Genomic DNA, 23,040 nt, shown 5'->3' on the forward strand with positions numbered 1-23,040 from the left:
CGTCAGGTCAGTCAGAAATGGGTGAAAGTGAGGCCGACTTTGTAGGTCGGGCCGTACTCCTCGTACTGGCCGTTGTAGGCGCGATGGCCGCTATAGACGAAATACGGCTGATCGGTGAGGTTCTGCGCCTCGAAGCTGACCTTGAGGCTCTTGGTCAGCGAGTAGCGCGCGCTGAAATCGACGAAGGTCTGCGCGTCCACGTACTGGTCGTGGTCCTTGTCGCCGATTGCCGCCAGCTCATAGAGGTAGGCAGACTTGTAGTTAGCCGACAGACGCAGGCTCAGCTTGTCGTTTTCCCAGCCGAGCATGACGTTGCCGACCGTTTTCGACTGGCTGGGCAGATCGATATCGCGCTTGCGGTTGGTCCCGGTGCTCTGGTCGAAACCGTTGATGCTCGCATCCGAGCGGCTCAAGGTGGCATTCGCGCCCAGCAGCAGGCCATTCCAGGGCGATGGCAACCAGTCGAGTTTCTGCGAATAAGCCAGTTCCAGCCCGTACAGCTTGGCCTTGTCACCATTGGCGTAAGTGTTGGCTTCGGAGAAATTCGCCCATTGCCCGGTGCCCGCCAGGTCGGTGTTGTAGACAAAGTTCTGAATGTCCTTGTAGAACACGAACGCCGACACAGTGCCCGCACGGCCCATGAAGTGCTCGATGCCCAGGTCGAGGTTGCTGGACTCCAGCGGCTTCAGATTCGGGTTGCCAAACGTGGCCTCGTTATCGTCGATGACAAAGCCTGGCGCCAGTTGCCCGAAGGTCGGACGCACCACGGTTTTGGTCCACGCGGCGCGCAACTGGGTGCTCTTGTCAAGCTGATAACGGGCGTGCAGGCCCGGCAGCCAGTGGTGATAGCGGCGACGGGTGTCGCTGGACTCGAATGCGCCGTCGCGCACGCCGGTGCCTTTGGCGTCCATTTCCGTGCCCTCGTAACGCAAACCGGCGATGAAGCGCCATCTATCGACGTCGAGGGTGTTCATGAAGTATCCGGCGTTGATGTCTTCGTTGATCTTGAAGTCGTTGGCGCTGGACTCGGCCTGATCATAGGCGTCGGCGGCGTTCAGCCCGCCGACCAGCCCCTTGATCGCGCCGGGGCTGATGCCGCTGCCGAATCGGCTCAACCGATAGTCGATGTTGCCTTTCTGAAAACGGGTCAGGTTCAGTTGCTCGTCACTGAAACCCAAGTCGTCGAAATCTTGGTATTTCCAGACTTCCAGATCATTGCTCTTGTCGCGACGACTGACCTTGCCGCCGAACTTGAACTGCGAGGCATAGCCTTTGAAGTCATAATCGCGGGCCAGGTCGAGGCGCACGTTCTTCTCGGTGTCCTTGGTGTACTGTTTTTCCCAGTCGACCTTGTCGAGGGTGAAGTTCGAATTGTCGTAGAACGACGAGCCGATAATCGGCCGCGGCTTATCGCGGTCGTGAAATCCGGCGTCGCTGAAATCATCATTGCCGACGAACGTCGCCCCGGCGATGTGCTCCGGGCTGTCTTCGCTGGACTTGCTGTAACCGGCCTGACCACTGAGGGTCCACAGACCCAGCATGCGCTCGCCGCCGAACACGTAGGACTGGATTTCCTGGGTTTCAGTGCGCGCCTTGAGCTTGCGGGTTCCCTCGGCATCGCCGGTCTGGCCTGCGCGCTGGGCATCGGCAAACTCGAAACCGTTGGTGGTGCGAACTTCGTCGTCCTTGAAGCGGCTGTACAAGGTGCGCAGGTAATAGTTGCTGACGTCATCGGGCTTGTAATCGAAGTTCAGACCGCCACCGGCGCGCTCGCGGCTGATGTCGTAATCGCGCTGTTCGAAGGATTGCAGGCGCGAGCCGTTCCAGTCGCCGCCGGTCTCGACGTTATCGGAGCCGAAGTCGCGCTTTTGCCAGCTCAGTGCGGCTGCCACGCCGAAATTGTCGATACCGTCGCCAAGGCTGAAACGGTTGCTTGCCGCGCCGGAAAACTTGGGGCTGGTCTGGCGGGTGTTCTTGTCGTAGCTGGCTTCGCTGCTGCTGGTGTAGAACAGGCTTTTGTGGTCGAAGGCCGACAGGCTCTCGACATCGATGGTGCCGCCCAGCGAGTTGGCGTCCATGTCCGGTGTCAGGGTTTTGATCACTGACAGGGACTGCACCAGTTCGGCAGGCAGAACATCCAGCGCCACGGCGCGGCGACCACTTTCCGGGGCGGGCACCAGCGTGCCGTTGATGGTCACGCTGTTCAGGTCGGGGGCCAGGCCACGAACGGTGACGAAGCGCCCTTCGCCCTGATCACGCTCGACACTGACACCCGGCAGGCGCTGTACGGCTTCGGCAACGTTCTGGTCCGGCAACTGCGCCACGCCGTCGGCATGTACGACGCTTTTGATGCTGTCGGAACTGCGCTGCTCCTTGAGCGCGTTGTCGATACTCGCCGCCTGCCCGACCACTTGCACGTGTTCGGTGGCGCTGGCGTCGGCCGCCTGCAAACGTTCGCTGGCGATGGCGAATGCCAGTGAACCGAGGGTGAAACCAACCAGCTGAGCCCTGCTGCGACGCCTGTACATACGACTCCTCCCCAGAATCCCGACCAGCCAGGCAAATGACCCGGCAACTGGAGGCGCAAGCTAGAGTCGCGCAATGACGGTTCTGTGACAGGCCTTGGGGCCGGGTTCTGAAAACAGGGGCCGGGCTGGGCGATAGACAGGCAAATGAGCTGATTTGACTTTCAGGCATGGCTAGAGTGGAAGGTCGGATTGAGGAACGCGCATCTGGCTGACTGCTGACCCTCGTTCCTCACGCTTAGCGTGGGGATGCAGTTCGTGACGCTCCGCGTCACACAGCNTGCGTCGTCAGTGCCAGCGCGATGAAAAAAGCGCTTTCTTTTATGTGCAGTGATTGGGCGCAAGGCATGACGTCGTGCAGCAGCTGCTACGTGACGCAAAACTCTTCGCGGCATTAGCGCGAGCCAGAGTTGCAGTGAAAGACAACGATGGGTAAGGCCCGCATAAAAAACCTGCAACACACGTGAGCTGATTCGACCTCGCGTCATTCGTGTGACCCGTCACCCAAGTGTCATGTGCATCTGTTCTGCTGGCCGACAATCAGCACATCAGGAGCCGTCTTTCCATGTTCAGGATCATCCAACCTCATCGCTGGAAACTCGCTGTGTTGCTGATCGCTTCCAACCTGGGGCTGCTGGCGTTTCTGGCGTTTGGCGATATCAAATATGTCAGCGAATGGAAGTGGCTGGATATCGTCGGCGAAGGCGGTTCTGCGCTGCTGTCGCTGGTCTGGCTGTTTCTGGTGTTCAAAAGCCGTCCTGCCGGTCGGGTGACCAATTACCTGTCGGTGGGCCTGAGTTGTGTGTTTTTTTCGTGGTGGATCGACGCGCTGGACGAGTTCATTCGCCTGCCGGCCGAGATCGAATGGGATCACTGGCTTGAGTCCGGACCGATGCCGGTCGGACTGATCCTGCTGACCATCGGGATCTACCACTGGCACCGCGAACAACTGGCGATCAGCGCGCAGATGGAGAAACGCGAGCGCGGCTTTCGTGAGCACCGGCTGTACGACAAGCTGACCCCGCTGGGCAGCGCCGATTACCTGAAACGCCAATTGGTGGTGGGCATGGAGCAAAGCGTCTGCGAGCAGCAGCCGTTGTCGCTGCTGGCGCTGGATATCGATGAGTTCAGGGCCATCAACCACGCCTACGGCCACAGCGAAGGTGATGAAGTGCTGTCCGCCATCAGCCATCTGCTGGTGCTCAACCTGCGCCGTCAAGACCTGCTCTGCCGTCTGGCCGGTGACCGGTTTGTGGTGCTGTTGCCCAACACCGGCGAGAGCCAGGCCAGGTTGCTGGCCCTGGAACTGCAGCAGGCCGTCGCCAGCCTCGCGCACAAGACCCGGCAGCAAGGTGAACGCATTCATCTGTCAGCCAGCGTGGCGGTGGTGATGGCGCTCAACGAAACGCCGGACAACCTCCTGCGCCGTCTGAACCTGTCGCTGGCCCGCACTCGCCGCCCGCTGACGCGCACTGCCTGAGCGCCTGCCGTGACCATCAAGAGTGACTGGTACGAGAACGACAGCCGCTTCATTCCCGGCCACTACCAGCCTGCCACGCTGATTGACCTGGCGCTGTCACGCGGTATCGACAGCCATCGCCTGCTGAAAGGCACCAGCCTGTTCTACGAAGACATCGTGGCCGGCAAGACGCGACTCAGCCCGCAACAATGCTTTGCCCTGATCGCCAACGCGCAACGCCAGATGGAAGCCGATGACACGAGTTTCCTGTTCGGCCAGCGGCTGTTTCCCGGCCACTACGGCGCAGCCAGCCATGCGTTGCGTCATGCACAGAATCTGCATCAGGCGCTGGAGATTCTGATCCGTCAGCACGCCTTGCTCAGCCCGCTGCTCACACCACGCCTGGAACTGGACGAGCACTACGCCTATCTTTACTGGCTAGACAACTGCGGCGCGGGCGAACAACACCGTTTCCTGCTCGAGGCCAGCATGACCGCGCTGGTTGCGATGAGTCAGCAATTAGGCGGCGAACGCCTGCCGTGGGAGTGCAGCTTCTGTCACGAGGAGCCGCGTTACGTCGAGCAATACTGGGTGCATCTGGGTGAAAACACGGCATTCGGCCGCCCGCTGGACATGATGCGCCTGCCCAGGCATTACCTTACCCATCCGTGGCCGGGCGCATCGCCGATTGCCGCGCAGGTTGCCCGGCAGGAAGCGGCAGAGCAACTGGCTGCATTGGGTATGCACGCCAGCCTGCTCGACCGCTTGCACGGCCATCTGCGTCATCACGTGCGTAACGCCATCGGCCTCGATCAGGTCGCGCAGGCCTTCGCCATGAGCCCGGCCACGCTCAAGCGCAAGTTACAAAAACACGGCACCAGTTTTCAGGCCCAGCACGACCTGGCGCGCAAGCACGTGGCGCTGTACCTGTATCAGATCAAGGGGATGAGTAACGAGGCCGTGGCCGATTACCTGAAGTTCAGTGACCCGGCCAACTTCCGCCGCTCATTCAAGCGCTGGACCGGCAGCACACCGACGCTGATCCAGCGCTTGTTCAATTTCGATTGAGTCAGTGTCAGCGCTGCACGCACAATTTGTAGCCAAGCCCGTGAGCGGTGTGCAACAGCGGTGTTTCATGCTCGCCGTCGAGCGCGCGCCTGAGCATGTGAATGTTACTGCGCAGGCTGCTGCTGTTCGGCGCGTCACGCCCCCAGAGCACTTCTTCCAGCTCGCTACGCTTCACGATATGCGGGCTTTTGCGCATCAATAATTCGAGCAGTTTCATGTTGGTCGGGTTGAGCTTCAATGGCCTGCGGTTACGGGTTATTTCAAGGGTATCGAGGTCGAACTGCAGGTCGGCGACCATCATGACGCGGTTATTCCTCGGCTGACGCCGGCTCACCACCGCTTCGACCCGGGCCAGCACTTCGGACATCGCGAAGGGCTTGGTGATGTAGTCATCGGCGCCCACTTTGAAGCCGATCAGACGATCATCCAGTTCATCGCGCGCGCTGAGCATCACAATGGCCACTTCCGACTTCGAATACTGACGCAGGCTTCGGCAGATCTGGTTGCCGTCGATGCCTGGCAGCATGATGTCGAGAATGATCGCGTCGAAGCGTTTTGACGCCGCCAGGTGCAGGCCGCTCAGGCCATCCAGCGCGCCCTCCACGGCATGGCCCCTGAGTTCGAAAAATTCCAGCAGGTTGTCGTGGATATCACGGTGGTCTTCAATCACCAGAATGTTCATTGCTGCGCCTTCTTGTTGTTCCAACCGGCCGATCAAGAAACTGTAGTCGCTGAATCGGCAGCCCGAACCACCCGTGCATCAGGCTGCCTGGACGTCAGGGCCGGGCGTGCCGCCTGTATCGGCCGTTGCAACCTCGACCGGCCATAAAAGCACAAGGCAACCAGCAGCGTACTCAGCCACACGACGATGCCAGCCCAGAACGTGTGCGACATAAAATGCCAGCCTTGCAGCACCCGCGTCGTGCCATAGATCATGCCCAGCAACATTATTCCCGCCAACAGCACCTTCGAATGCTTCCAGCAGTAGCGTCGGGCGACGAAATACAGAGCCAGCAGGCTGAAGGCGCCCGACGCATGGCCGCCCGGCCAGCATCTTCCGGCACCGGCTTCATGCAACAGGTTGAAATTCCTGAACCATTCGATATGCGCCTGAGGACCGCCGTACAAGGTGGTTTCGACCGGGCAGTACACGCTGGTGTGGCTTTTCAGGTAATGAATCATGCCGGTGCTCACTGCAAAGGCGACGGTCACGAAAAAGAAATCGAGACGATGCCTGCGCGCGAACCGCAACGGGGTTTCAAGCCGGGCGCGTATGACCAGCCGGGTCAGGCCCGAGTCACGACGCCGCTCCAGAAGAGGCCAGACAAACGAAGCAATCGCGCCGATGATTGCCAGCTCACCGGTCAGATCAGGGATGATCCGCGCCCATTTGTGGGTGATGGTTTCGAACAGACGAACGTGCCCGATCGGGAACACCCCGGCTGCCGAGTCAAACAGCAGGTCGCTCAATTGCCGGTCGAGATCGGTCAAATCGAATGTCACAAATACCAGTAACGCAAAAAACACGGGTAAACCCAGATTGGCGCCGTAGAACCGCAATCTGGCGTGGTTGGATGTCATCAATTGAATTGCTCGCTGTTGAGGTTTGCCCATTGTTCGACGTTCAGGGAGCCGAGTACTTTCGGCCGGTGGCTGCCATCCACCTGCACGAAAAACGCTTCGGCGTATTCGCTGGAGCGCTCGCCGCCTGGCACACCGAGCTTGCGCTCGAACTGGTCGATGCAGCCGCTGTGGGTGATCAGTATCAGATTTTCACCGCCGACTTTGTGAGCCTGCACCGCAGTCATGAAACCGCTGTCGCAATCATTGACCCACGCCTGGGTCGGTACTGCATGCCCGGCCACGAGTTCTGCGGTCTGTTGTGTGCGGACCTTGGGACTGGCGAGCATCCGGGCGTGGCTCAGGCCCATTTTCTGCAACCCCGCGCCGACCGCCAGCGCCGCGTCGCGGCCTTTGGAGGTGATGCCTTCGGCGCTGGCCATGCATGGGTTGGTCGAGCGGTCGCAGCGTTCGGCGTGCCGAATCATCACCACCACGTCACCACGCAGCCATTGGTCGCGCAGGCCCGATACTTTCAGGCTGTCTCCAGCGCCGAGGTCCACTACATGGACGCTTGAGAATGCGGTGAAAAACCACGCGCAAATCGCCGTCAATGTCACGGCGACGGAGATTGATACGATGTTCTGATGAAGCTTGAAGCGCCGGTGAGTGCCGGATTCGGCAGGCAGATTCTTGTTGTTGATTAGCATGTCAGCCAAGTGATCACTCCTACGCTGAGCCTGTCTGTGGCGCCGACCTGGAAGATTCCCGAAGTCGTTACCGCCCCCATGGACTCAACATAGGTTCAGCATGGTGCTGACGCGGTGAAGAAGATGTGAAAAAGGTGTTGCAGGCAAGGCGCAGTGGCTTTCTATAAGCCTAATTAAAACAATGGCTTATGTGAATTATTGGCTTGAACATGAAGATAATTTAAGCGTTTTCCAGAGAGTACTGCCGATGCTCCGCGTCACACGGCCCGCGATGTCAGAAAAATAGGGGGTCGGCTCAAGGCACCTTTTCGCCCCTCGGCGAGTTACTTTGATGGGGCCAAAGTAACCAAACCCCTTGGCTCCGTTTCCGGNTCTGGACGCTCTGCGTCCGGGCTTAAGTAGGCCGCGTAGCGCAGACTTGCGGTCTGCATGCCAACGCATTGGCACGTGGATTGTCGAAATCACAAAAGGTATAACGACTTAAGCGCGATCATTGTAAGACGTGTCCATTTATAAACAGCTCTAAATCAAGCATAGCCGCCTATAACCCCTATGAATACTGAAAATAGTCGTCACACGACCATTGACTTCGTCCTACAAGACTGCAAATAATCGCCCCTATGTTGTATGACGACATACTAATAAAACCTGATAACAATAATATCCATGAAGGTCACCATGAAAATCATCTCGGTCTGTGTCGACGTTTTTTCCTTTCCTTCGCGCCGCGCTGCGGACAGCGCCGGGCATGCGCATCCCGGCGAGGAAAAACCGGTCAGGATGGGCATGCTGCGCATCGCTTGTGACGACGGCAGCGAAGGGTTTTCCTTTGGTCCGCCTGAGCTGATTCGTCCGCACATCATCGAGTCGTTCGTCAAGAAAGTGCTGATCGGGCAGAACCCGATGAACCGCGAAAAGATCTGGCAGGAACTGGCTCATTGGCAACGTGGCAGCGCCAGCCAGTTCACTGACCGTGCACTTGCGCTGGTGGAGCAAGCGCTGTGGGATCTGGCCGGGCGGGCGCTCAAACTGCCGGTTCATCAACTGTTGGGCGGTTACCGTGACAAGGTACTGGCCTACGGCTCGACCATGTGCGGCGACGACCTGACCGGAGGGCTGTCCACCCCGGATGAATACGGGCAGTTTGCCGAGAAGCTGGTGCAGCGCGGCTACAGGGGCATCAAATTGCACACCTGGATGCCACCGATTTCCTTTGCCCCCAACCCGCGCATGGATGTTCAGGCCTGCGCCGCCGTCCGTGAAGCAGTCGGCCCGGACATCGCGCTGATGCTCGACGGCTACCACTGGTACAGCCGCACCGATGCGCTGTACATCGGTCGCGAACTGCAAAAGCTCGACTTCGCCTGGTTCGAAGAGCCCATGATGGAAGACTCCGCTGAATCCTATGCCTGGCTGGCGGCCAATCTGGATATTCCGGTGCTCGGCCCGGAGAGCATCGCCGGCAAATACCACAGTCGCGCCAGTTGGGTGGCCAACAAGTCCTGCGACATTCTGCGTGCCGGCGTGGCCGGCGTCGGAGGTATCGGACCGTGCCTGAAAGTTGCGCATCTGGCCGAGTCGTTCGGCATGGATTGCGAAGTTCATGGCAACGGCGCTGCAAACCTGGCCGTAGTCGGTGCCATCAGCAACTGCCGCTGGTACGAGCGCGGCTTGCTGCACCCGTTTCTCGATTACGACGATGTGCCCGCCTACCTCAATACGCAGGTCGATCCGATGGACAGCGACGGCTTCGTGCACCTTTCCGAGCAACCGGGACTGGGCGAAGACATCAACTTCAGCTATATCGAGACTCACACCGAACACCGTTACTGACGGGCAGTACCGCAAGGGAACACCGAGAACGCCTCATTCGGCGTCTCGATATAGCGTCTTATAAATATAAAAAAGGACTGCCTCCATGAAGCTCTGGCCCCAGCGCCTGCCCTGGCTGCTATGCCTCGCCCTGACGGCGACGCTCACGCACACCCCGCCCGCCATGGCGCGTGGCGAAACACCGGTCGATCAACTGGTGATCGGCATGAGCATGATCAACCTGCTGTCGCTCGACCCGGCGGGTGCTACCGGCCTTGAAGTGTCCGAAGTCAACGCCAACCTCTACGACATGCTGCTGGAACAGGATGCCGCACGCCCCGACCAACTGGTTCCGGCACTGGCAGAGCGCTGGGAAGTCAGTCCAGACCGCATGCGCCTGACGTTTCATCTGCGTCCGGGCGTGACCTTTCACTCCGGCAATCCCCTCACCGCCCAGGATGTCGCCTGGTCGCTGCAACGCGTGGTCACACTCAACAAGGCGCTGGCCTCGACCTGGAAAGCTTATGGCTACACCGCAAACAACGTCAGCGAACTGATGCGCGCCGAGGGACCTTCAATCTTTGTGCTCGACCTGCCCAAAGCCACCGATCCGATGCTGGTGCTCAACACCCTGGCAACTTCGCCCAGTGCGTTTGTCATCGACCGCCTGACCGCGTTGCAACACGCCAAGGGCGATGATCTGGGCGCAGGCTGGCTAACCACCCATGCGGCGGGCTCCGGGGCGTTCAAACTGGACATCTGGCGCGCCAACGACGTGATCCTGATGAGCCGCTTCGACTCGTACTGGCGCGGCCCGGCGAAGATGCGTCGGGTCATCATGCGCAACATGACTGAGTCCCAGGCCCTGCGCCTGATGGTCGAGCGCGGCGATCTGGACGTGGCGCGCGGCATGGCGGCCAGCGACATTCAGGCCCTGACCCGCTCCAAAGATGTCAGCGTGCAGACCATTCCGCGCGGCACGCTGTATTACGTCGCGCTGAGCATGGAGCAGCCACTGTTTCAGGACATCCGCGTGCGTCAGGCGATTCGCGCACTGATCGATTATCAGGGCATCAACGACGTCATCATGCCGCATTATGGCGTGATCAATCAGCGCCCGCTGCAACTGGGGCTGGCGGCCAGGCTCGATGATCCGGGCTACACGCTCAACGTCGCCAAAGCCAGGCAACTGCTGGCCGAAGCCGGGCACCCGAACGGCTTCAAGATCACTATCCGCTCGCTGACCGACTCGCCGTTCATCAACATCGCCACCAGCCTGCAATCGACCCTCGCCCAGGCGGGTATTCAGGCGTCGATCATTACCGGCACCGGCAACCAGATCTACGGCGCCATGCGCGACCGGCGTTTCGACATTCTGGTCGGGCGAGGCGGCGGCGGTGCCGAACGTCATCCACACTCCAGCCTGCGGGCGCTGATCTACAACCCGGACAACCGCGAAGAAGCCCGATTGAGCAACTTTCAGGGCTGGCGTACCTCGTTCTACAGCGCCGAGATCAACCAGTTGATCGAGCAGGCCGAGCGCGAGCGCGACGCACGTCAGCAACTGGCCGATTACCAGCGCATCCAGACGCTCTACGACCAGAAAGCAGGCCCGATCATGCCGGTTTCGCAGATGACCGACGAAGTGGTCATCCACGCCGATGTTCAGGAATACGCAGGCCACAGCGCCGCGACCACGCGCCTGCGTGACGTCTACAAGCAACGCTGAACCCATGCGTTCAATCGCTCAAGCCAAGGCAGGAATAACCATGTCGAGTGCATCGATTTCATTTTGGAGCAGTCGGGTCGCCCATGGCACCCGTCGCAGCGGATCAGTGGCGGCGACCCTGTTCGGCCTGCTGTTGCTCACTTTCTTTATCGGTCGGGTCATGCCGCTGGACCCGGTGCTGGCCATCGTCGGCCCGGACGCCGACGCAGCCGCCTACGCTCAGGCGTATCAGGAGCTGGGGCTGGACAAACCGCTGACCACACAGTTCGTGATGTACCTCAGCGACCTGCTGCACGGCGATCTGGGCAAGGCGCTGCTGACCGGGCATCCGGTCATCGAAGACATCGCCCGGGTGTTCCCGGCCACCCTGGAACTGGCCACGCTGGCGATTCTGTTCGGCGTGCTCATCGGCCTGCCGCTGGGCGTTTACGCCGCCACGCATCAAGGCCGCAGCGGCGACCACATCGCACGGGTCATCACCCTGTTCGGCTACTCCACGCCGATCTTCTGGCTGGGCATGATGGCGTTTCTGGTGTTCTACGCCTGGCTGGGCTGGGCGGGCGGGGTTGGCCGCATCGGTCTGGCCTACGACGGCCTGATCGAAACCCGCACCGGCCTGCTGCTGATCGACACCGCGCTGTCCGGAGACTGGGACGCCTTTCGCAGTGCACTGCGCCACATCCTGTTGCCCGCGGTGATCCTCAGTTTCAATTCGGTGGCCTACATCAGCCGCATGACGCGCAGTTTCATGCTCGAGCAGCTGTCGCAGGAGTACATCATCACCGCGCGGGTAAAGGGCCTCTCGCAGCGACGCATCGTCTGGGGCCATGCGTTCCGCAACATCCGCGTACAGCTGCTGACCATCGTTGCCCTCGCCTACGGCGGTCTGCTGGAAGGCGCGGTGCTGATCGAAACCGTTTTCGCCTGGCCCGGTTTCGGCCAGTACCTGACCAGCAGCCTGCTGCTCGGTGACATGAATGCGGTGATGGCCTGCGTGCTGCTGATCGGTCTGATCTTCGTGATCCTCAACCAGATCAGTGACGCACTTTATAAAGTCTTCGACCCGAGAACCCGCTGATGACTACTTCTATTGCAAGCAGCGTCAAACCGATGGTCCAGGCCCCGCAATCAAGTTTCGCGGCGTTCACCGCCAGCGCCGCGCGTCTGATGCGTTTTCTGTTGCGCAACCCGATGACCCTCGCGGGCCTGATCGTGATCAGTACATTGATGATCGTCGCCCTGTTCGCGCCGTGGATCGCCACCCATGACCCGCTCGCCCAGGACCTGTCCGCCGCGCTGCACATGCCGGGCGCGCAACACTGGTTCGGCACCGATGAATACGGCCGCGACGTGTTCAGCCGGCTGGTGTACGGCTCGCGCATCACGCTGTACATCGTGATGCTCGTAACGGTGATCGTCGGCCCCATCGGCCTGTTGATCGGCACTGTTTCCGGCTATTTCGGTGGCTGGGTCGACAGCCTGTTCATGCGCATTACCGACATCTTCATCTCGTTCCCGAGCCTGGTGCTCGCGCTGGCCTTCATTGCAGCCCTAGGTCCGGGTCTGGAGCACGCAGTCATCGCCATCGCCCTGACCGCCTGGCCACCGATTGCGCGTCTCGCAAGAGCCGAAACCCTGTCGCTGCGCAACGCCGATTTCGTTGTGGCGGTGAAGCTGCAAGGCGCCTCGGCGATGCGGGTGATCGGCCGCCACATCATTCCGATGTGCCTGTCCTCGGTGATCATCCGCCTGACCATGAACATGGCCAGCATCATCCTCACTGCCGCCGCACTGGGCTTTCTCGGCCTCGGCGCACAGGCACCGCTGCCGGAATGGGGCGCGATGATTTCCAGCGGCCGACGCTACATGCTGGAAAGCTGGTGGCTGGTCGCAGCACCCGGCGCAACCATCATGCTGGTCAGCCTGGCCTTCAACCTGCTGGGCGACGGCCTGCGCGATGTGCTCGACCCGCGTAGCGAATGACAGACATCGAATAACAAGAAAAGGAGCTTACAGCCATGTCAAAAACAGCCATGCCACCGATAAAGCTTGCGGTGGAAGATCTGCGGGTCGAATTCAATCATGCGGGCAAGACCACGGCAGCGGTCCGCGATGTATCGTTCACGCTGGGTCGGGAAAAGCTGGCGATTGTCGGCGAATCGGGTTCGGGCAAATCCACGGTCGGCCGCAGCCTGCTGCGCCTGCACCCGGCAACGGCCAGAGTAACCGCGAAAACCCTGCGCTTCGGCGATGTCGACCTGCTCGACTGCAGCGAAAAACAGATGCAGGGCATTCGTGGCCGACGCATGTCGATGATCATGCAAGACCCGAAATACTCGCTGAACCCGGTGATCAAGGTCGGCGAACAGATCGCCGAAGCCTACCTGGCGCATCACCGCGTGTCGAAAAGAGAAGCCCGCGAGCGCACGCTGGACATGCTCGCCAAGGTGCACATTCGCGAACCGGCACGGGTCTACGAGCTGTACCCCCACGAAGTCTCCGGCGGCATGGGCCAACGGATCATGATCGCCATGATGGTCATCACCGATCCGCAAGTCATCATCGCCGACGAGCCGACATCTGCGCTGGACGTATCGGTGCGGCGTCAAGTGCTCAACGTCCTCGAAGAACTGGTCAGCGAGCGCGATCTGGGCCTGATTTTCATCAGTCACGACCTGACGATGGTGCGCCACTTCTGCGACCGGGTGCTGGTGATGTACGCCGGGCGGGTGGTGGAATCGCTGAACGCCAACGAGCTGGATCAGGCGTGCCACCCGTACACCCAGGGCCTGCTCGCCGCCCTGCCCAGCCTTGACCGTCCCCGCGCCAGCCTGCCGGTTTTGCAGCGCGATCCTCTCTGGCTCACTCACTGAGAATGCTCCCATGGCAATGATCACCGTCGATTCACTGAACCTGAGTTTCGGTACGGGCAGCGCGCTGAACCACGTGCTCAGGGACGTCAACCTGCAGGTCGAGCAAGGCCAGTCGTTCGGGCTGGTCGGTGAGTCCGGCTCGGGCAAGACCACCGTGCTGCGCTGCCTGGCCGGGCAATATCATCACTGGACCGGCGCCTTGAGCGTTGCTGGCCAGGCGGTACAGCGCAAGCTCGACGCCAGCCATTACCGCACCGTGCAGATGGTCTTTCAGGACCCGTATGCCTCGCTGCACCCGCGCCACACCATCGACGCTGCCCTCAAGGAGCCGCTGAGCATTCACAAGATCGGCGAGCGTGAACGGCGCGTCTGCGAGGTGCTGAACAAGGTCGGCCTCAATGAGAGCTTTCGGTTCAGGTATCCGCATCAGTTGTCTGGCGGCCAGCGCCAGCGCGTCGCGATTGCACGCGCGCTGATTCTCGAACCGCGCGTGCTGTTGCTCGACGAACCGACCTCGGCGCTGGATGTTTCGGTGCAGGCCGAAATCCTCAACCTGCTGTCCGATCTGCGCCGTCAGCAAGGCCTGACCTACCTGATGGTGACCCACGACCTCGGCGTGGTGGCGCATCTGTGTGACCGGGTGGCGGTCATGCAACAGGGCCAAGTGCTGGAAACACTCGACAGCAGCCAGCTGGTCAACGACCAGGCCCGACATGAGTATTCGCGCATGCTGATCCAGGCCAGTCGCGACATGGACCTGCGCCCGACAGGATAACCCTTCTCCCGGCTGGCGACAGCTGAAACCCGCCCCTGCCGACATGCTGATCCCTGGCCGAAAAGGCCACAGGATCCGGCTGCCCGCGATTTGCTTCAACACACCCAGAACCTCAATCAACAAGAATAAAAAAATGAAAAAATCACTCGCCCTGCTCGCTTTTGCCGCCCTGCTGCCTTGCGCATGGACCCATGCCGACAGCGCCTACATCAACTACCGCCATCAGTACGCGGAAAGCACGCGCATGCACGCCGACCGGGTCAAATTCGGCACCCGTCTGGACAGCGGCTGGGGCTTTGAAGGTGAACTCAAGTACAAGACCGCAGGCGACCGACAGGACGTGGCGTTCGACAACACTGTCGGCAACGGCCACGAACTGACGGCCAGCTACCAACACCGGCTCGATGAAAAATGGACGCTCACCCCGTCGCTGGCGCTGGAAAGCATCGAGAAATCCACAGCCTACAAAATGGGCCTCAAGCTGGGTTACAAAGTGAATGACCAGTTGAGCGTCTCCGGTCGTTATCGCTACGACTCGATCAAGCTGGACCGCGACAAGGTCAATCACCAGATGCCCGACAACCAGATGGACGACCAGTCGATCAATCGTTACGACGTCTGGGTCAACTACGCCAGCAAAGGGCCGTGGACATACGAATACCAGTTCACCTACTTCGATGCCGATTACATCCGCTACGACAACGGCAAAACCGACTACGAGCAGAACGCAGCCTTCAAATACAGATGGGACAAGCGCTGGGTGCCGTTCTTCGAAGTGGGCGACATCAAGGTCGATTCGGAAGATGACAAGCGCCAGCTGAGATTAAGAGTGGGCGTGCAGTACAACTTTTTGTAGCGCAGATGGCGACGCGGAACGTCACGACAGGCATTCCCACGCTGGCGTGCGGAACGATAATCTCAATTATCGTACGACGCTCTGCGTCCGCTCTTGAATTGTTCAGTCGCTATACAACGCCTGCGTACGGCGCAAGCGCATGCGGCTGCCGTTGAGGTGCAGGTACATGGCCGAGCGCGCGGCGTCGACGTTGCCTTCGGCAATGGCGTTGTAGATTTGCCGGTGCTCGGCGTTGATTCCGGCCAGGTAGGCGTTGCGGTCGCTTTGCCCGGTGTAGGCCGAATTCATGCGGGTACGCGGGATCAATTTGGTGCCCAGGTGTTTCATGATGTCGATCAGGTAGGCATTACCAGACGCTTTGGCGATCTTGAGGTGAAACTGAAAGTCGGCGTTGATCGTCGTCCCGGACTTCTGCGGCCCTTCGAGCAACGCATCGAAAGCCCGTTTGAGCTCCAGCAGCGCTTCCGGGCTGCGGCGCAGGGCGGCAAGACCGGCCGCTTCGACCTCAAGGCTCAAACGAAACTCCAGCAGGTTCAGCACCTCGGACACGGTAGCGATGGTCGCCGGGCCGACGGAAAACCCCTCGGGCGGCGGCATGTCGAGGACAAACGTCCCTACCCCGTGGCGGGTTTCCACCAACCCCGCAGCCTGCATCCGCGACAAGGCATCCCGGACCACCGTGCGGCTGACGCCTTCGGCTTCCATAATGTGCAGCTCGGAAGGCAGTTTTTCGCCGCGCTGAAGCACACCGTCACGCATGCGCTGGGCAAATCGGTCAACCAGGGTTTCCGCCAGGCGTCGGTGGTTCTTTTGCGAAGAAAGCGCGTTGTACGGCATTGCAGCCTCAGTTCTGTCCGATACGCGAGTATAGGCTGCGATACCGACACAAAACAGGTTCTGAGTACAGTTATACTCAGCCACCCTAAACGGACCGATCACCCTGCCATGGAACAACCTTCCGCCCCCAAAGGCCGCCGTTCCAGCCTGACCCAGCAACTGGTCGCCGAATTCTCGCGCAGGATTCGCGAAGGTGAGCTGCGCAGTGGCGAAAAGCTGCCCACCGAGCAGGTGATCATCCGTGAAACCGGGGTCAGCCGCACGGTGGTGCGCGAGGCGATGTCGCGCTTGCAGGCCGAGGGCCTGGTCGAAACCCGGCATGGCATCGGCACGTTCGTGGTCGACGCCTCACAGACCGGGAGTTCACCGCAGGACACCCCCGCCATCGGCACACCCGGCGACGCAGCGCCGATCATCGAACTGCGTCTGAGCCTTGAGCCCGAATCCGCCGCACTCGCCGCGCAACGCCGCACGCCTGGGCAACTGGAGGCGATTCGTCAGGCCCTCGATGAATTACATCGTTGCGCACGCCTCGGCGAAGACACCCTGCAAGCCGATTTCGAATTCCACCGGCAGATCTCGCTGTGCACCGCCAACAGCTTTTTCACCGACGTCATGAGCCAGTTGGGCAGCAGCATTCTGCCGCGCACGCGCAGTGGCTTCGGCAATATCACATTGATACACGCCGAAGATGATCCGGAAGCTCAACAACGTGAGCAAGAGCAGATTTTCGACGCCATCGCTCGCCAGGACCGGGATGCGGCACGCGCCGCGATGCGCCTGCATCTGACCAACAGCCTGCTGCGCACGCAAAGCATTAGCCACTAAAACCCTTATCGTTTACCATGCCGGCCGTCGGTTTCCGAGAGGAACTAACAGGGAATTCGCACGCCTTGTCTCAACAGGGTCAAAACGAAACTGCCCCCGCAACTGTAGGCATCGAGCCTGCTCCATGACTGCCACTGGATTCAGATCCGGGAAGGCCGGAGCGAGGCGATGACATGCCAGTCAGGAGACCTGCCGACCTGATTCAACCCACTAACCGGCGGGGTGTCCGGGAAGGACATCCGCACGCGTCGGCATTTTTTGTCGTGCCGGGCCATCTGCCGGGGATGTGTTTCCTGATGTGCATTGCGCCTTGGCACCTGCTCCAATGGAGACCGCATTTCATGTCGCTGCCCCGCCTTGCCGCCCTCGCCGCCTGCCTGACCCTGTCGACCCTGACGTTTGCCGCGCCGACCCAGTATCCGCTGACCGTGGAAAACTGCGGCTCGACCCTGACCTTTGCCCATGCGCCGACCAAGGCCGTAACCATTGGCCAGGCGGGCACTGAAATGCTCTATGAACTGGGGTTGGGCGACAAGCTGGTCGGCACCTCGCTGTGGTTCAACAACGTGCTGCCACGCTTCAAGGCGCAGAACGACAAGGTCGAGCGCCTGGCCGATAACGAGCCCGGCTTCGAAGCGGTGATCGGCAAGCGCCCAGAGCTGGTAGTCGTGCAACTGGAATGGATGGTCGGCAAACAGGGCGCGGTGGGCACCCGCGAGCAGTTCCATGATCTGAAAATCCCGACCTATATCCTGCCGTCCGATTGCGAGGGCAAAGACAACCTGGTCGGTGCCGATGGCACGCGTCTGGAGCCGTTTCGCATCGAGACCATCTACAAGAGCATCGAACAGCTGGCACAGATTTTCGATGTGCAGGATCGCGGCGACGCATTGGTCGCGCAGCTGAAAACGCGCCTGAGCGCAGCGATTGCCAACGTCAAGCAGAACAAAGCCAACGACGTGTCTGCGCTGTTCTGGTTTTCCAGCTCCGAGATCGCCAGCGACCCGTTTGTTGCGGGCCGCAAAGGCATTCCGGACTTCATGCTCAACAGCCTGGGCATGCGCAATATCGTGCAATCCGACGAAGAATGGCCAACAGTGGGCTGGGAAACCATTGCCAAGGCCAACCCGAGCATTCTGGTGATTGCACGCATGGACCGTCGCCGCTTTCCGGCCGACGACTACCTGAAGAAGATCGCCTTCCTCAAGAGCGACCCGGTGACGCGCAACATGGACGCGGTCAAGCATGACCGGATCGTGATCATCGACGCCGAGGGCATGCAGGCCGGCCTGCGCCTGTTTACCGGGTTCGAAGAACTGGCCGACGCCGCCAACCGTTTCAACGCCGCCCGATGAGATGGCCTGTAGCGCTTGGCCACCTGCTGTGGGTTGCAGCCATTCTGGTGCTGGCGATCATGATCGGCGCGGCGATCGGTGAAACATCGATCAGCCTGCAAGTGGTCTTTCAGGTGCTGGCCAACAAACTCTGGGCGGCCGGTTATGTGCTCGACCCTATCGACGAAGGCATCGTCTGGAACTACCGGCTGACCCGCGCCATCGTCGCGGCAGCCTGCGGAGCCGGGCTGGCGATCTGCGGCGTGGTCCTGCAATCGTTGTTGCGCAATCCGCTGGCAGACCCGTACCTGCTGGGGATTTCCGCCGGGGCCTCGACCGGCGCGGTGCTGGTGGCCATTCTGGGTTTTGGCGCGGGGGCGATTTCCATGTCGGCTGGCGCGTTCGCCGGGGCCGTGGCGGCGTTTTCGCTGGTGGCCCTGCTCGCGCATTCATCACGGGGCACCACCGCATCCGTGCAGATCATTCTGGCGGGGATCGCCGGTTCACAGCTGTTCAACGCGCTGACCTCGTTCATGATCACCAAATCCGCCAGTTCCGAGCAGGCCCGCGGCATCATGTTCTGGTTGCTGGGCAACCTCAGCGGAGTGCGCTGGCATTCGGTGTGGCTGGCGGTGCCGACGGCGCTGGCGGGTCTGTTCGTTTGCCTGTGGTACCGACGCGCGCTGGATGCCTTCACCTTCGGCAGCGACTCGGCCGCCTCGCTCGGCATTGCAGTGCGACGTGTGCAGATCATCCTGATCGCCACCGCCGCGCTGGTGACGGCGGTCATGGTCTCGATTGTCGGCTCCATCGGTTTTGTCGGGCTGGTGATTCCGCACGCGGTACGCATGCTGGTCGGCGTACGTCACGCACGGCTGGTGCCGCTCAGCGCACTGAGTGGCGCGCTGTTTCTGATTGCTGCGGATATCCTCTCGCGCACGATGATCAAAGGTCAGGCGCTGCCGATCGGGGTGATTACTGCGCTGATCGGCGCACCAGTCTTCGCATTGATTCTTATCCGGGGCAACAGCACGCGATGAACGCCTTTCCGCAGTCGCTCGGTTCACCCGTACTCGGTTGCTCCGGGCTGGGGTATTCGGTGCGTGGCACTGCGCTGCTGAGTGATGTCAACCTCAGCATCGCCACGGGCGAGACACTCGCGGTGGTCGGCCCCAACGGATCGGGCAAATCCACTTTGCTCAAGCTGCTGGCCGGCATTCAGAAACCGGGCAAAGGCGCGGTCAGGCTGGGCGAACAGCCACTAGCCGCCATGAGCCGCAGAGACGTGGCGCGCCTGCTGGCGGTGGTCGAACAGCAGGCCGAAACCAGCGACGCGGTGACCGTACTGGACGCCGTCGAACTGGGCCGCACGCCCTGGCTATCGGCGCTGGAGCCGTGGAGCGCGAATGACGACGCCATCGTGCGTCAGGCCTTGCTGGACGTAGACATGTTGCACATGCAGAAACGCGCCTGGCACACCCTGTCTGGTGGCGAGCGGCAACGTGTGCACATCGCCAGGGCGCTGGCACAACGGCCAAAAATCCTGCTGCTGGACGAGCCGACCAACCATCTGGATATCCAGCATCAACTGACCATCCTCGGTCTGGTAAGGGCCTTGCCGGTGACCACGGTAATTGCCCTGCACGACCTGAATCAGGCGCTGGATTGCGACCGGGTGGCGGTCATGGAAAAAGGCCGACTGGTGGCGCTGGGCACGCCGGTCGAGGTGCTGACGCCGGAACGCCTGCTGAGCACCTTCGGCGTCGTCGCACACTGGCTGACCGATCCTTTTGATGGCGCGAAAATCCTGCGTCTGCGCTCACGCTGAGGTTGCGCCGGTGGTCAGTCCATAACCTGCGCAAACCGGCAACAGGTGCGCCGCGCCGCGCGGCGCACTACAATGCGCGCTTTGCTCGCCGCCGGATCCCGTTGCCATGTCGTTACCCAAGCACCACCTGGAACTGCTCAGCCCTGCCCGGGACGTGACCATCGCCCGTGAAGCCATCCTGCATGGCGCCGACGCGGTTTACATCGGCGGGCCGAGTTTTGGTGCGCGACACAACGCCTGCAACGAGGTCAGCGATATCGCCGAACTGGTGAAATTCGCCCACCGCTACCACGCGCGGATTTTCACCACGATCAACACCATCCTGCATGACGACGAGCTGGAACCCGCCCGCAAGCTGATCCATCAGCTCTACGACGCGGGCGTCGATGCACTGATCGTGCAGGACCTCGGGGTCATGGAGCTGGACATTCCGCCCATCGAACTGCACGCCAGCACGCAGACCGATATTCGTACGCTGGGCCGGGCGAAGTTTCTCGATCAGGCCGGCTTCTCGCAACTGGTGCTGGCCCGCGAGCTGAACCTGCAGGAAATTCGTGAAATCGCTCGTGAGACCGATGCGACCATCGAGTTCTTTATTCATGGTGCGCTGTGTGTGGCGTTTTCCGGGCAGTGCAACATTTCCCACGCGCAAAACGGCCGTAGCGCCAACCGTGGCGACTGCTCGCAGGCCTGCCGCCTGCCCTACACGCTCAAGGATGATCAGGGCCGTGTCGTCGCTTTCGAAAAACACCTGCTGTCGATGAAGGACAACAACCAGAGCGCCAACCTGCGCGACCTGGTAGATGCGGGCGTGCGCTCGTTCAAGATTGAAGGTCGCTACAAGGACGCAGGTTACGTTAAAAACATTACCGCCTATTACCGTCAGCAGCTGGACGAGATCCTTGAAGACCGCCCGGATCTGGCCCGTGCTTCCAGCGGCCGTACCGCGCATTTCTTCGTGCCCGATCCGGAGAAGACCTTTCACCGGGGCAGCACCGATTACTTTGTCAGCGACCGCAAAATCGACATCGGCGCGTTCGATACGCCAACCTTTACCGGCCTGGCAGTCGGCACCGTCGAAAAACTCGGCAAACGCGATCTGATCGCCGTCACCCACGAACCGCTATCCAACGGTGACGGCCTCAACGTACAGATCAAGCGTGAAGTGGTGGGCTTCCGGGCCAACATCGCCGAGCTGAAAGGCGAATTCGAGGAGGATGGTCAAAAGCGCTGGCGCTATCGCGTAGAGCCTAACGAAATGCCGGCCGCCCTCTCCCGTGTGCGCCCCAACCATCCGCTGAACCGCAACCTGGACCACAACTGGCAGCAAGCGCTGCTCAAGACCTCAGCCGAGCGCCGCATCGGCATTCAATGGCAGGTTACGCTGCGTGAAGATCACTTGAGCCTGATCGCGACCAGTGAAGAAGGCGTGAGCGTGACGGTCGGGCTGGACGGCCCGTTCGGTGCCGCCAACAAGCCCGAGCAGGCGCTGGACCAGTTGCGTGATCTGCTCAGCCAACTGGGCACCACGATTTATCACGCTCAGGACGTCAGACTGGATGCGCCTCAGGCGTTTTTCGTGCCGAACTCGCAGCTCAAGACGCTGCGCCGCGATGCCATCGAGGCGTTGACCGAAGCGCGTATCCAGGCCCACCCGCGCGGTGGACGCAAGCCTGAAACCACCCCGCCGCCGGTTTACCCTGAGTCGCACCTGTCTTTTCTGGCCAATGTCTACAACCAGAAGGCTCGCGATTTTTACCATCGCCACGGCGTGCAGTTGATCGATGCGGCTTACGAAGCGCATGAGGAAACCGGCGAAGTGCCGGTGATGATCACCAAGCACTGCCTGCGTTTCTCGTTCAATCTGTGCCCGAAACAAGCCAAAGGCGTGACCGGCGTGCGTACCAGGGTCGCGCCGATGCAACTGGTGCAGGGCGATGAAGTACTGACCCTGAAATTCGACTGCAAGCCGTGTGAAATGCACGTGATCGGCAAGATGAAAGGCCACATCCTCGACCTGCCGTTGCCCGGCAGCGCTGCGGCCAAGTCGGTGGTCGGCCACATCACGCCGGAAGACCTGCTCAAGACCGCCCGCCAGCGTCATCCGCGCTGATCTTGCGCCAGGGGGCTGGCTCGCTGCCCGCCCCCGACGCCCTTTCTACAGCACCCGTTCCATATGCGTCGTATTCCACACCGGATCGCTTTCTATATCGGTCACGGCAAAGCCCTGCTTTTCCCAGAAACGAATGGCGCCGGGCAGAAACGGGTGGGTGTGCAGGTACAAAACCTCGATATCACTTGCATCGGCATGCACCCAAAGCGCCTGACACAGCCGGCTGGCCAGGCCATCACCGCGAAATTCCGGCGTGACGTACAGGCGCACGATCTCGACAGTTCTGCGGCCTGTGTAGTCCAGCTGCGGGAAGCGATGGTCGTAGGGCAGGTAGCCAACGGCAGCGATGATGTGCTCGTCACGGCGGGCAATCAGAAACTTTCCGTCCTTGCCATTCAGGTAAACCTGCTCGAAACCGGCCAGATCGGGCGGAACGGTGACGGTGTCGAGCAACGGAAATATCTCGGCACGGGCACGCATGACAAAGTCGACGGTTTGCAGGATGTCGGCGGGTTTTACTTCGGTGATAGTAATGTTCATGGCAACTGACTTGGCTGAGGATCGCAGAGTAATACAAATGTTGCGCCAGGCATGGGTGAACTGGCTGGCTGTGGTGCAGGTGCTCGCGCCATTGATTATCGTGCGGCGCAGATCGGTGAGGCGGAGCGTCACACAGCGGTTCTGCGATGTCAGTGATATTTGTTTTCGGCTCAAGGCACCTTTTCGCCCCTCG

At 60.8% G+C, this 23,040-nt stretch carries 20 protein-coding genes, 1 pseudogene and 1 riboswitch; of the genes and pseudogenes, 15 read left to right on the forward strand and 6 right to left on the reverse strand.

The window, feature by feature from the left end; translation table 11 throughout:
- Positions 1-11: 11 nt before the first annotated feature.
- On the reverse strand, positions 12-2,528 hold the full coding sequence (locus tag ABJ99_RS06305) for a TonB-dependent receptor (RefSeq protein WP_054085077.1): 2,517 nt from the start codon (positions 2,526-2,528) through the stop codon (positions 12-14).
- 562 nt (positions 2,529-3,090) lie between these two features.
- Between ABJ99_RS06305 and ABJ99_RS06310 the strand changes: the two genes are divergently transcribed.
- Positions 3,091-4,005, forward strand: coding sequence for a GGDEF domain-containing protein (locus tag ABJ99_RS06310; protein WP_054085078.1), 915 nt, complete (start codon positions 3,091-3,093; stop codon positions 4,003-4,005).
- A gap of 9 nt (positions 4,006-4,014) precedes the next feature.
- Positions 4,015-5,052 carry an AraC family transcriptional regulator gene (locus tag ABJ99_RS06315; protein WP_054085079.1) on the forward strand — a complete coding sequence of 346 codons (1,038 nt, stop codon included), beginning with the start codon at positions 4,015-4,017 and terminating at the stop codon, positions 5,050-5,052.
- Positions 5,053-5,059: 7 nt separating this feature from the next.
- Here the strand turns inward: ABJ99_RS06315 and ABJ99_RS06320 are convergent, their stop codons facing one another.
- From ABJ99_RS06320 to pmrG, 3 genes are read right to left on the reverse strand one after another with little or no spacing between them, the layout of a single operon-like run.
- Entirely contained in the window at positions 5,060-5,734 is a 675-nt protein-coding gene (locus ABJ99_RS06320) for a response regulator transcription factor (RefSeq protein WP_054085080.1), read from the reverse strand.
- A 32-nt stretch (positions 5,735-5,766) separates the two neighbouring features.
- Positions 5,767-6,633 carry a phosphatase PAP2 family protein gene (locus ABJ99_RS06325; RefSeq protein ID WP_054085081.1) on the reverse strand — a complete coding sequence of 289 codons (867 nt, stop codon included), beginning with the start codon at positions 6,631-6,633 and terminating at the stop codon, positions 5,767-5,769.
- Positions 6,633-7,331, reverse strand: coding sequence for a lipopolysaccharide core heptose(II)-phosphate phosphatase PmrG (gene pmrG, locus ABJ99_RS06330; RefSeq protein WP_054085082.1), 699 nt, complete (start codon positions 7,329-7,331; stop codon positions 6,633-6,635). Before pmrG ends, ABJ99_RS06325 begins: the two co-directional genes overlap by 1 nt.
- 669 nt (positions 7,332-8,000) lie before the next feature.
- On the opposite strand from pmrG, the gene ABJ99_RS06335 reads away from it, so the two are divergent.
- The 7 genes from ABJ99_RS06335 to ABJ99_RS06365 all read left to right on the forward strand — a co-directional run bounded on the left by ABJ99_RS06335 (position 8,001) and on the right by ABJ99_RS06365 (position 15,367).
- Positions 8,001-9,155: a mandelate racemase family protein gene (locus ABJ99_RS06335; protein WP_054085083.1), complete on the forward strand. Its 1,155-nt coding sequence runs from the start codon at positions 8,001-8,003 to the stop codon at positions 9,153-9,155.
- Between the two features lie 85 nt (positions 9,156-9,240).
- The gene (locus tag ABJ99_RS06340; protein ID WP_054085084.1) at positions 9,241-10,863 is read left to right on the forward strand and encodes an ABC transporter substrate-binding protein; all 1,623 of its coding nucleotides are present in this window, start codon (positions 9,241-9,243) and stop codon (positions 10,861-10,863) included.
- Between the two features lie 40 nt (positions 10,864-10,903).
- A complete protein-coding gene (locus ABJ99_RS06345; protein ID WP_054085085.1) occupies positions 10,904-11,941 on the forward strand; it encodes an ABC transporter permease in 1,038 nt (345 codons plus the stop codon).
- The gene (locus ABJ99_RS06350; protein WP_054085086.1) at positions 11,941-12,846 is read left to right on the forward strand and encodes an ABC transporter permease; all 906 of its coding nucleotides are present in this window, start codon (positions 11,941-11,943) and stop codon (positions 12,844-12,846) included. The genes ABJ99_RS06345 and ABJ99_RS06350 overlap by 1 nt, the downstream gene beginning before the upstream one ends.
- A 50-nt stretch (positions 12,847-12,896) precedes the next feature.
- On the forward strand, positions 12,897-13,736 hold the full coding sequence (locus ABJ99_RS06355; protein WP_054085204.1) for an ABC transporter ATP-binding protein: 840 nt from the start codon (positions 12,897-12,899) through the stop codon (positions 13,734-13,736).
- 10 nt (positions 13,737-13,746) lie between these two features.
- Complete coding sequence (locus ABJ99_RS06360) at positions 13,747-14,511, forward strand: ABC transporter ATP-binding protein (RefSeq protein WP_054085087.1); 765 nt, start codon at positions 13,747-13,749, stop codon at positions 14,509-14,511.
- A gap of 133 nt (positions 14,512-14,644) precedes the next feature.
- A complete protein-coding gene (locus ABJ99_RS06365; protein ID WP_054085088.1) occupies positions 14,645-15,367 on the forward strand; it encodes an oligogalacturonate-specific porin KdgM family protein in 723 nt (240 codons plus the stop codon).
- Positions 15,368-15,469: 102 nt separating this feature from the next.
- Here ABJ99_RS06365 and ABJ99_RS06370 read toward each other — a convergent pair whose 3' ends face one another.
- Positions 15,470-16,204 carry a FadR/GntR family transcriptional regulator gene (locus ABJ99_RS06370; protein WP_054085089.1) on the reverse strand — a complete coding sequence of 245 codons (735 nt, stop codon included), beginning with the start codon at positions 16,202-16,204 and terminating at the stop codon, positions 15,470-15,472.
- 108 nt (positions 16,205-16,312) lie between these two features.
- On the opposite strand from ABJ99_RS06370, the gene ABJ99_RS06375 reads away from it, so the two are divergent.
- The 5 genes from ABJ99_RS06375 (at position 16,313) to ABJ99_RS06395 (ending at position 22,307) form a co-directional block, all read left to right on the forward strand.
- Positions 16,313-17,032, forward strand: a complete 720-nt coding sequence (locus ABJ99_RS06375) for a FadR/GntR family transcriptional regulator (RefSeq protein WP_054085090.1) — start codon at positions 16,313-16,315, stop codon at positions 17,030-17,032.
- 11 nt (positions 17,033-17,043) lie between these two features.
- A riboswitch (cobalamin riboswitch) is annotated at positions 17,044-17,243 on the forward strand.
- A 130-nt stretch (positions 17,244-17,373) separates the two neighbouring features.
- Positions 17,374-18,387, forward strand: a complete 1,014-nt coding sequence (locus ABJ99_RS06380) for an ABC transporter substrate-binding protein (RefSeq protein WP_054085091.1) — start codon at positions 17,374-17,376, stop codon at positions 18,385-18,387.
- The gene (locus ABJ99_RS06385; RefSeq protein WP_054085092.1) at positions 18,384-19,406 is read left to right on the forward strand and encodes a FecCD family ABC transporter permease; all 1,023 of its coding nucleotides are present in this window, start codon (positions 18,384-18,386) and stop codon (positions 19,404-19,406) included. Before ABJ99_RS06380 ends, ABJ99_RS06385 begins: the two co-directional genes overlap by 4 nt.
- The gene (locus tag ABJ99_RS06390) at positions 19,403-20,194 is read left to right on the forward strand and encodes an ABC transporter ATP-binding protein (protein ID WP_054085093.1); all 792 of its coding nucleotides are present in this window, start codon (positions 19,403-19,405) and stop codon (positions 20,192-20,194) included. Before ABJ99_RS06385 ends, ABJ99_RS06390 begins: the two co-directional genes overlap by 4 nt.
- 106 nt (positions 20,195-20,300) lie before the next feature.
- Positions 20,301-22,307: a peptidase U32 family protein gene (locus ABJ99_RS06395; RefSeq protein WP_054085094.1), complete on the forward strand. Its 2,007-nt coding sequence runs from the start codon at positions 20,301-20,303 to the stop codon at positions 22,305-22,307.
- A gap of 45 nt (positions 22,308-22,352) precedes the next feature.
- Here ABJ99_RS06395 and ABJ99_RS06400 read toward each other — a convergent pair whose 3' ends face one another.
- Entirely contained in the window at positions 22,353-22,847 is a 495-nt protein-coding gene (locus ABJ99_RS06400; protein ID WP_054085095.1) for a GNAT family N-acetyltransferase, read from the reverse strand.
- Here ABJ99_RS06400 and ABJ99_RS29005 point away from each other — a divergent pair.
- Positions 22,840-23,040 (forward strand): annotated as a pseudogene (locus ABJ99_RS29005) (hypothetical protein); the annotation flags it as partial. The gene ABJ99_RS06400 and the pseudogene ABJ99_RS29005 overlap by 8 nt on opposite strands.

Source organism: Pseudomonas syringae pv. cilantro (genome assembly GCF_001293775.1).
GTDB classification, from domain to species: Bacteria; Pseudomonadota; Gammaproteobacteria; order Pseudomonadales; family Pseudomonadaceae; genus Aquipseudomonas; species Aquipseudomonas syringae_P.

Excerpts from the sequence above, each read along its gene's own strand:
- ABJ99_RS06305 (WP_054085077.1), bottom strand. The coding sequence starts at position 2,528 with ATGTACAGGCGTCGCAGCAGGGCTCAGCTGGTTGGTTTCACCCTCGGT.
- ABJ99_RS06310 (WP_054085078.1), top strand. The coding sequence starts at position 3,091 with ATGTTCAGGATCATCCAACCTCATCGCTGGAAACTCGCTGTGTTGCTG.
- ABJ99_RS06320 (WP_054085080.1), bottom strand. The coding sequence starts at position 5,734 with ATGAACATTCTGGTGATTGAAGACCACCGTGATATCCACGACAACCTG.
- ABJ99_RS06325 (WP_054085081.1), bottom strand. The coding sequence starts at position 6,633 with ATGACATCCAACCACGCCAGATTGCGGTTCTACGGCGCCAATCTGGGT.
- ABJ99_RS06335 (WP_054085083.1), top strand. The coding sequence starts at position 8,001 with ATGAAAATCATCTCGGTCTGTGTCGACGTTTTTTCCTTTCCTTCGCGC.
- ABJ99_RS06340 (WP_054085084.1), top strand. The coding sequence starts at position 9,241 with ATGAAGCTCTGGCCCCAGCGCCTGCCCTGGCTGCTATGCCTCGCCCTG.
- ABJ99_RS06345 (WP_054085085.1), top strand. The coding sequence starts at position 10,904 with ATGTCGAGTGCATCGATTTCATTTTGGAGCAGTCGGGTCGCCCATGGC.
- ABJ99_RS06350 (WP_054085086.1), top strand. The coding sequence starts at position 11,941 with ATGACTACTTCTATTGCAAGCAGCGTCAAACCGATGGTCCAGGCCCCG.
- ABJ99_RS06355 (WP_054085204.1), top strand. The coding sequence starts at position 12,897 with ATGCCACCGATAAAGCTTGCGGTGGAAGATCTGCGGGTCGAATTCAAT.
- ABJ99_RS06360 (WP_054085087.1), top strand. The coding sequence starts at position 13,747 with ATGGCAATGATCACCGTCGATTCACTGAACCTGAGTTTCGGTACGGGC.
- ABJ99_RS06365 (WP_054085088.1), top strand. The coding sequence starts at position 14,645 with ATGAAAAAATCACTCGCCCTGCTCGCTTTTGCCGCCCTGCTGCCTTGC.
- ABJ99_RS06370 (WP_054085089.1), bottom strand. The coding sequence starts at position 16,204 with ATGCCGTACAACGCGCTTTCTTCGCAAAAGAACCACCGACGCCTGGCG.
- ABJ99_RS06375 (WP_054085090.1), top strand. The coding sequence starts at position 16,313 with ATGGAACAACCTTCCGCCCCCAAAGGCCGCCGTTCCAGCCTGACCCAG.
- ABJ99_RS06380 (WP_054085091.1), top strand. The coding sequence starts at position 17,374 with ATGTCGCTGCCCCGCCTTGCCGCCCTCGCCGCCTGCCTGACCCTGTCG.
- ABJ99_RS06385 (WP_054085092.1), top strand. The coding sequence starts at position 18,384 with ATGAGATGGCCTGTAGCGCTTGGCCACCTGCTGTGGGTTGCAGCCATT.
- ABJ99_RS06390 (WP_054085093.1), top strand. The coding sequence starts at position 19,403 with ATGAACGCCTTTCCGCAGTCGCTCGGTTCACCCGTACTCGGTTGCTCC.
- ABJ99_RS06395 (WP_054085094.1), top strand. The coding sequence starts at position 20,301 with ATGTCGTTACCCAAGCACCACCTGGAACTGCTCAGCCCTGCCCGGGAC.
- ABJ99_RS06400 (WP_054085095.1), bottom strand. The coding sequence starts at position 22,847 with ATGAACATTACTATCACCGAAGTAAAACCCGCCGACATCCTGCAAACC.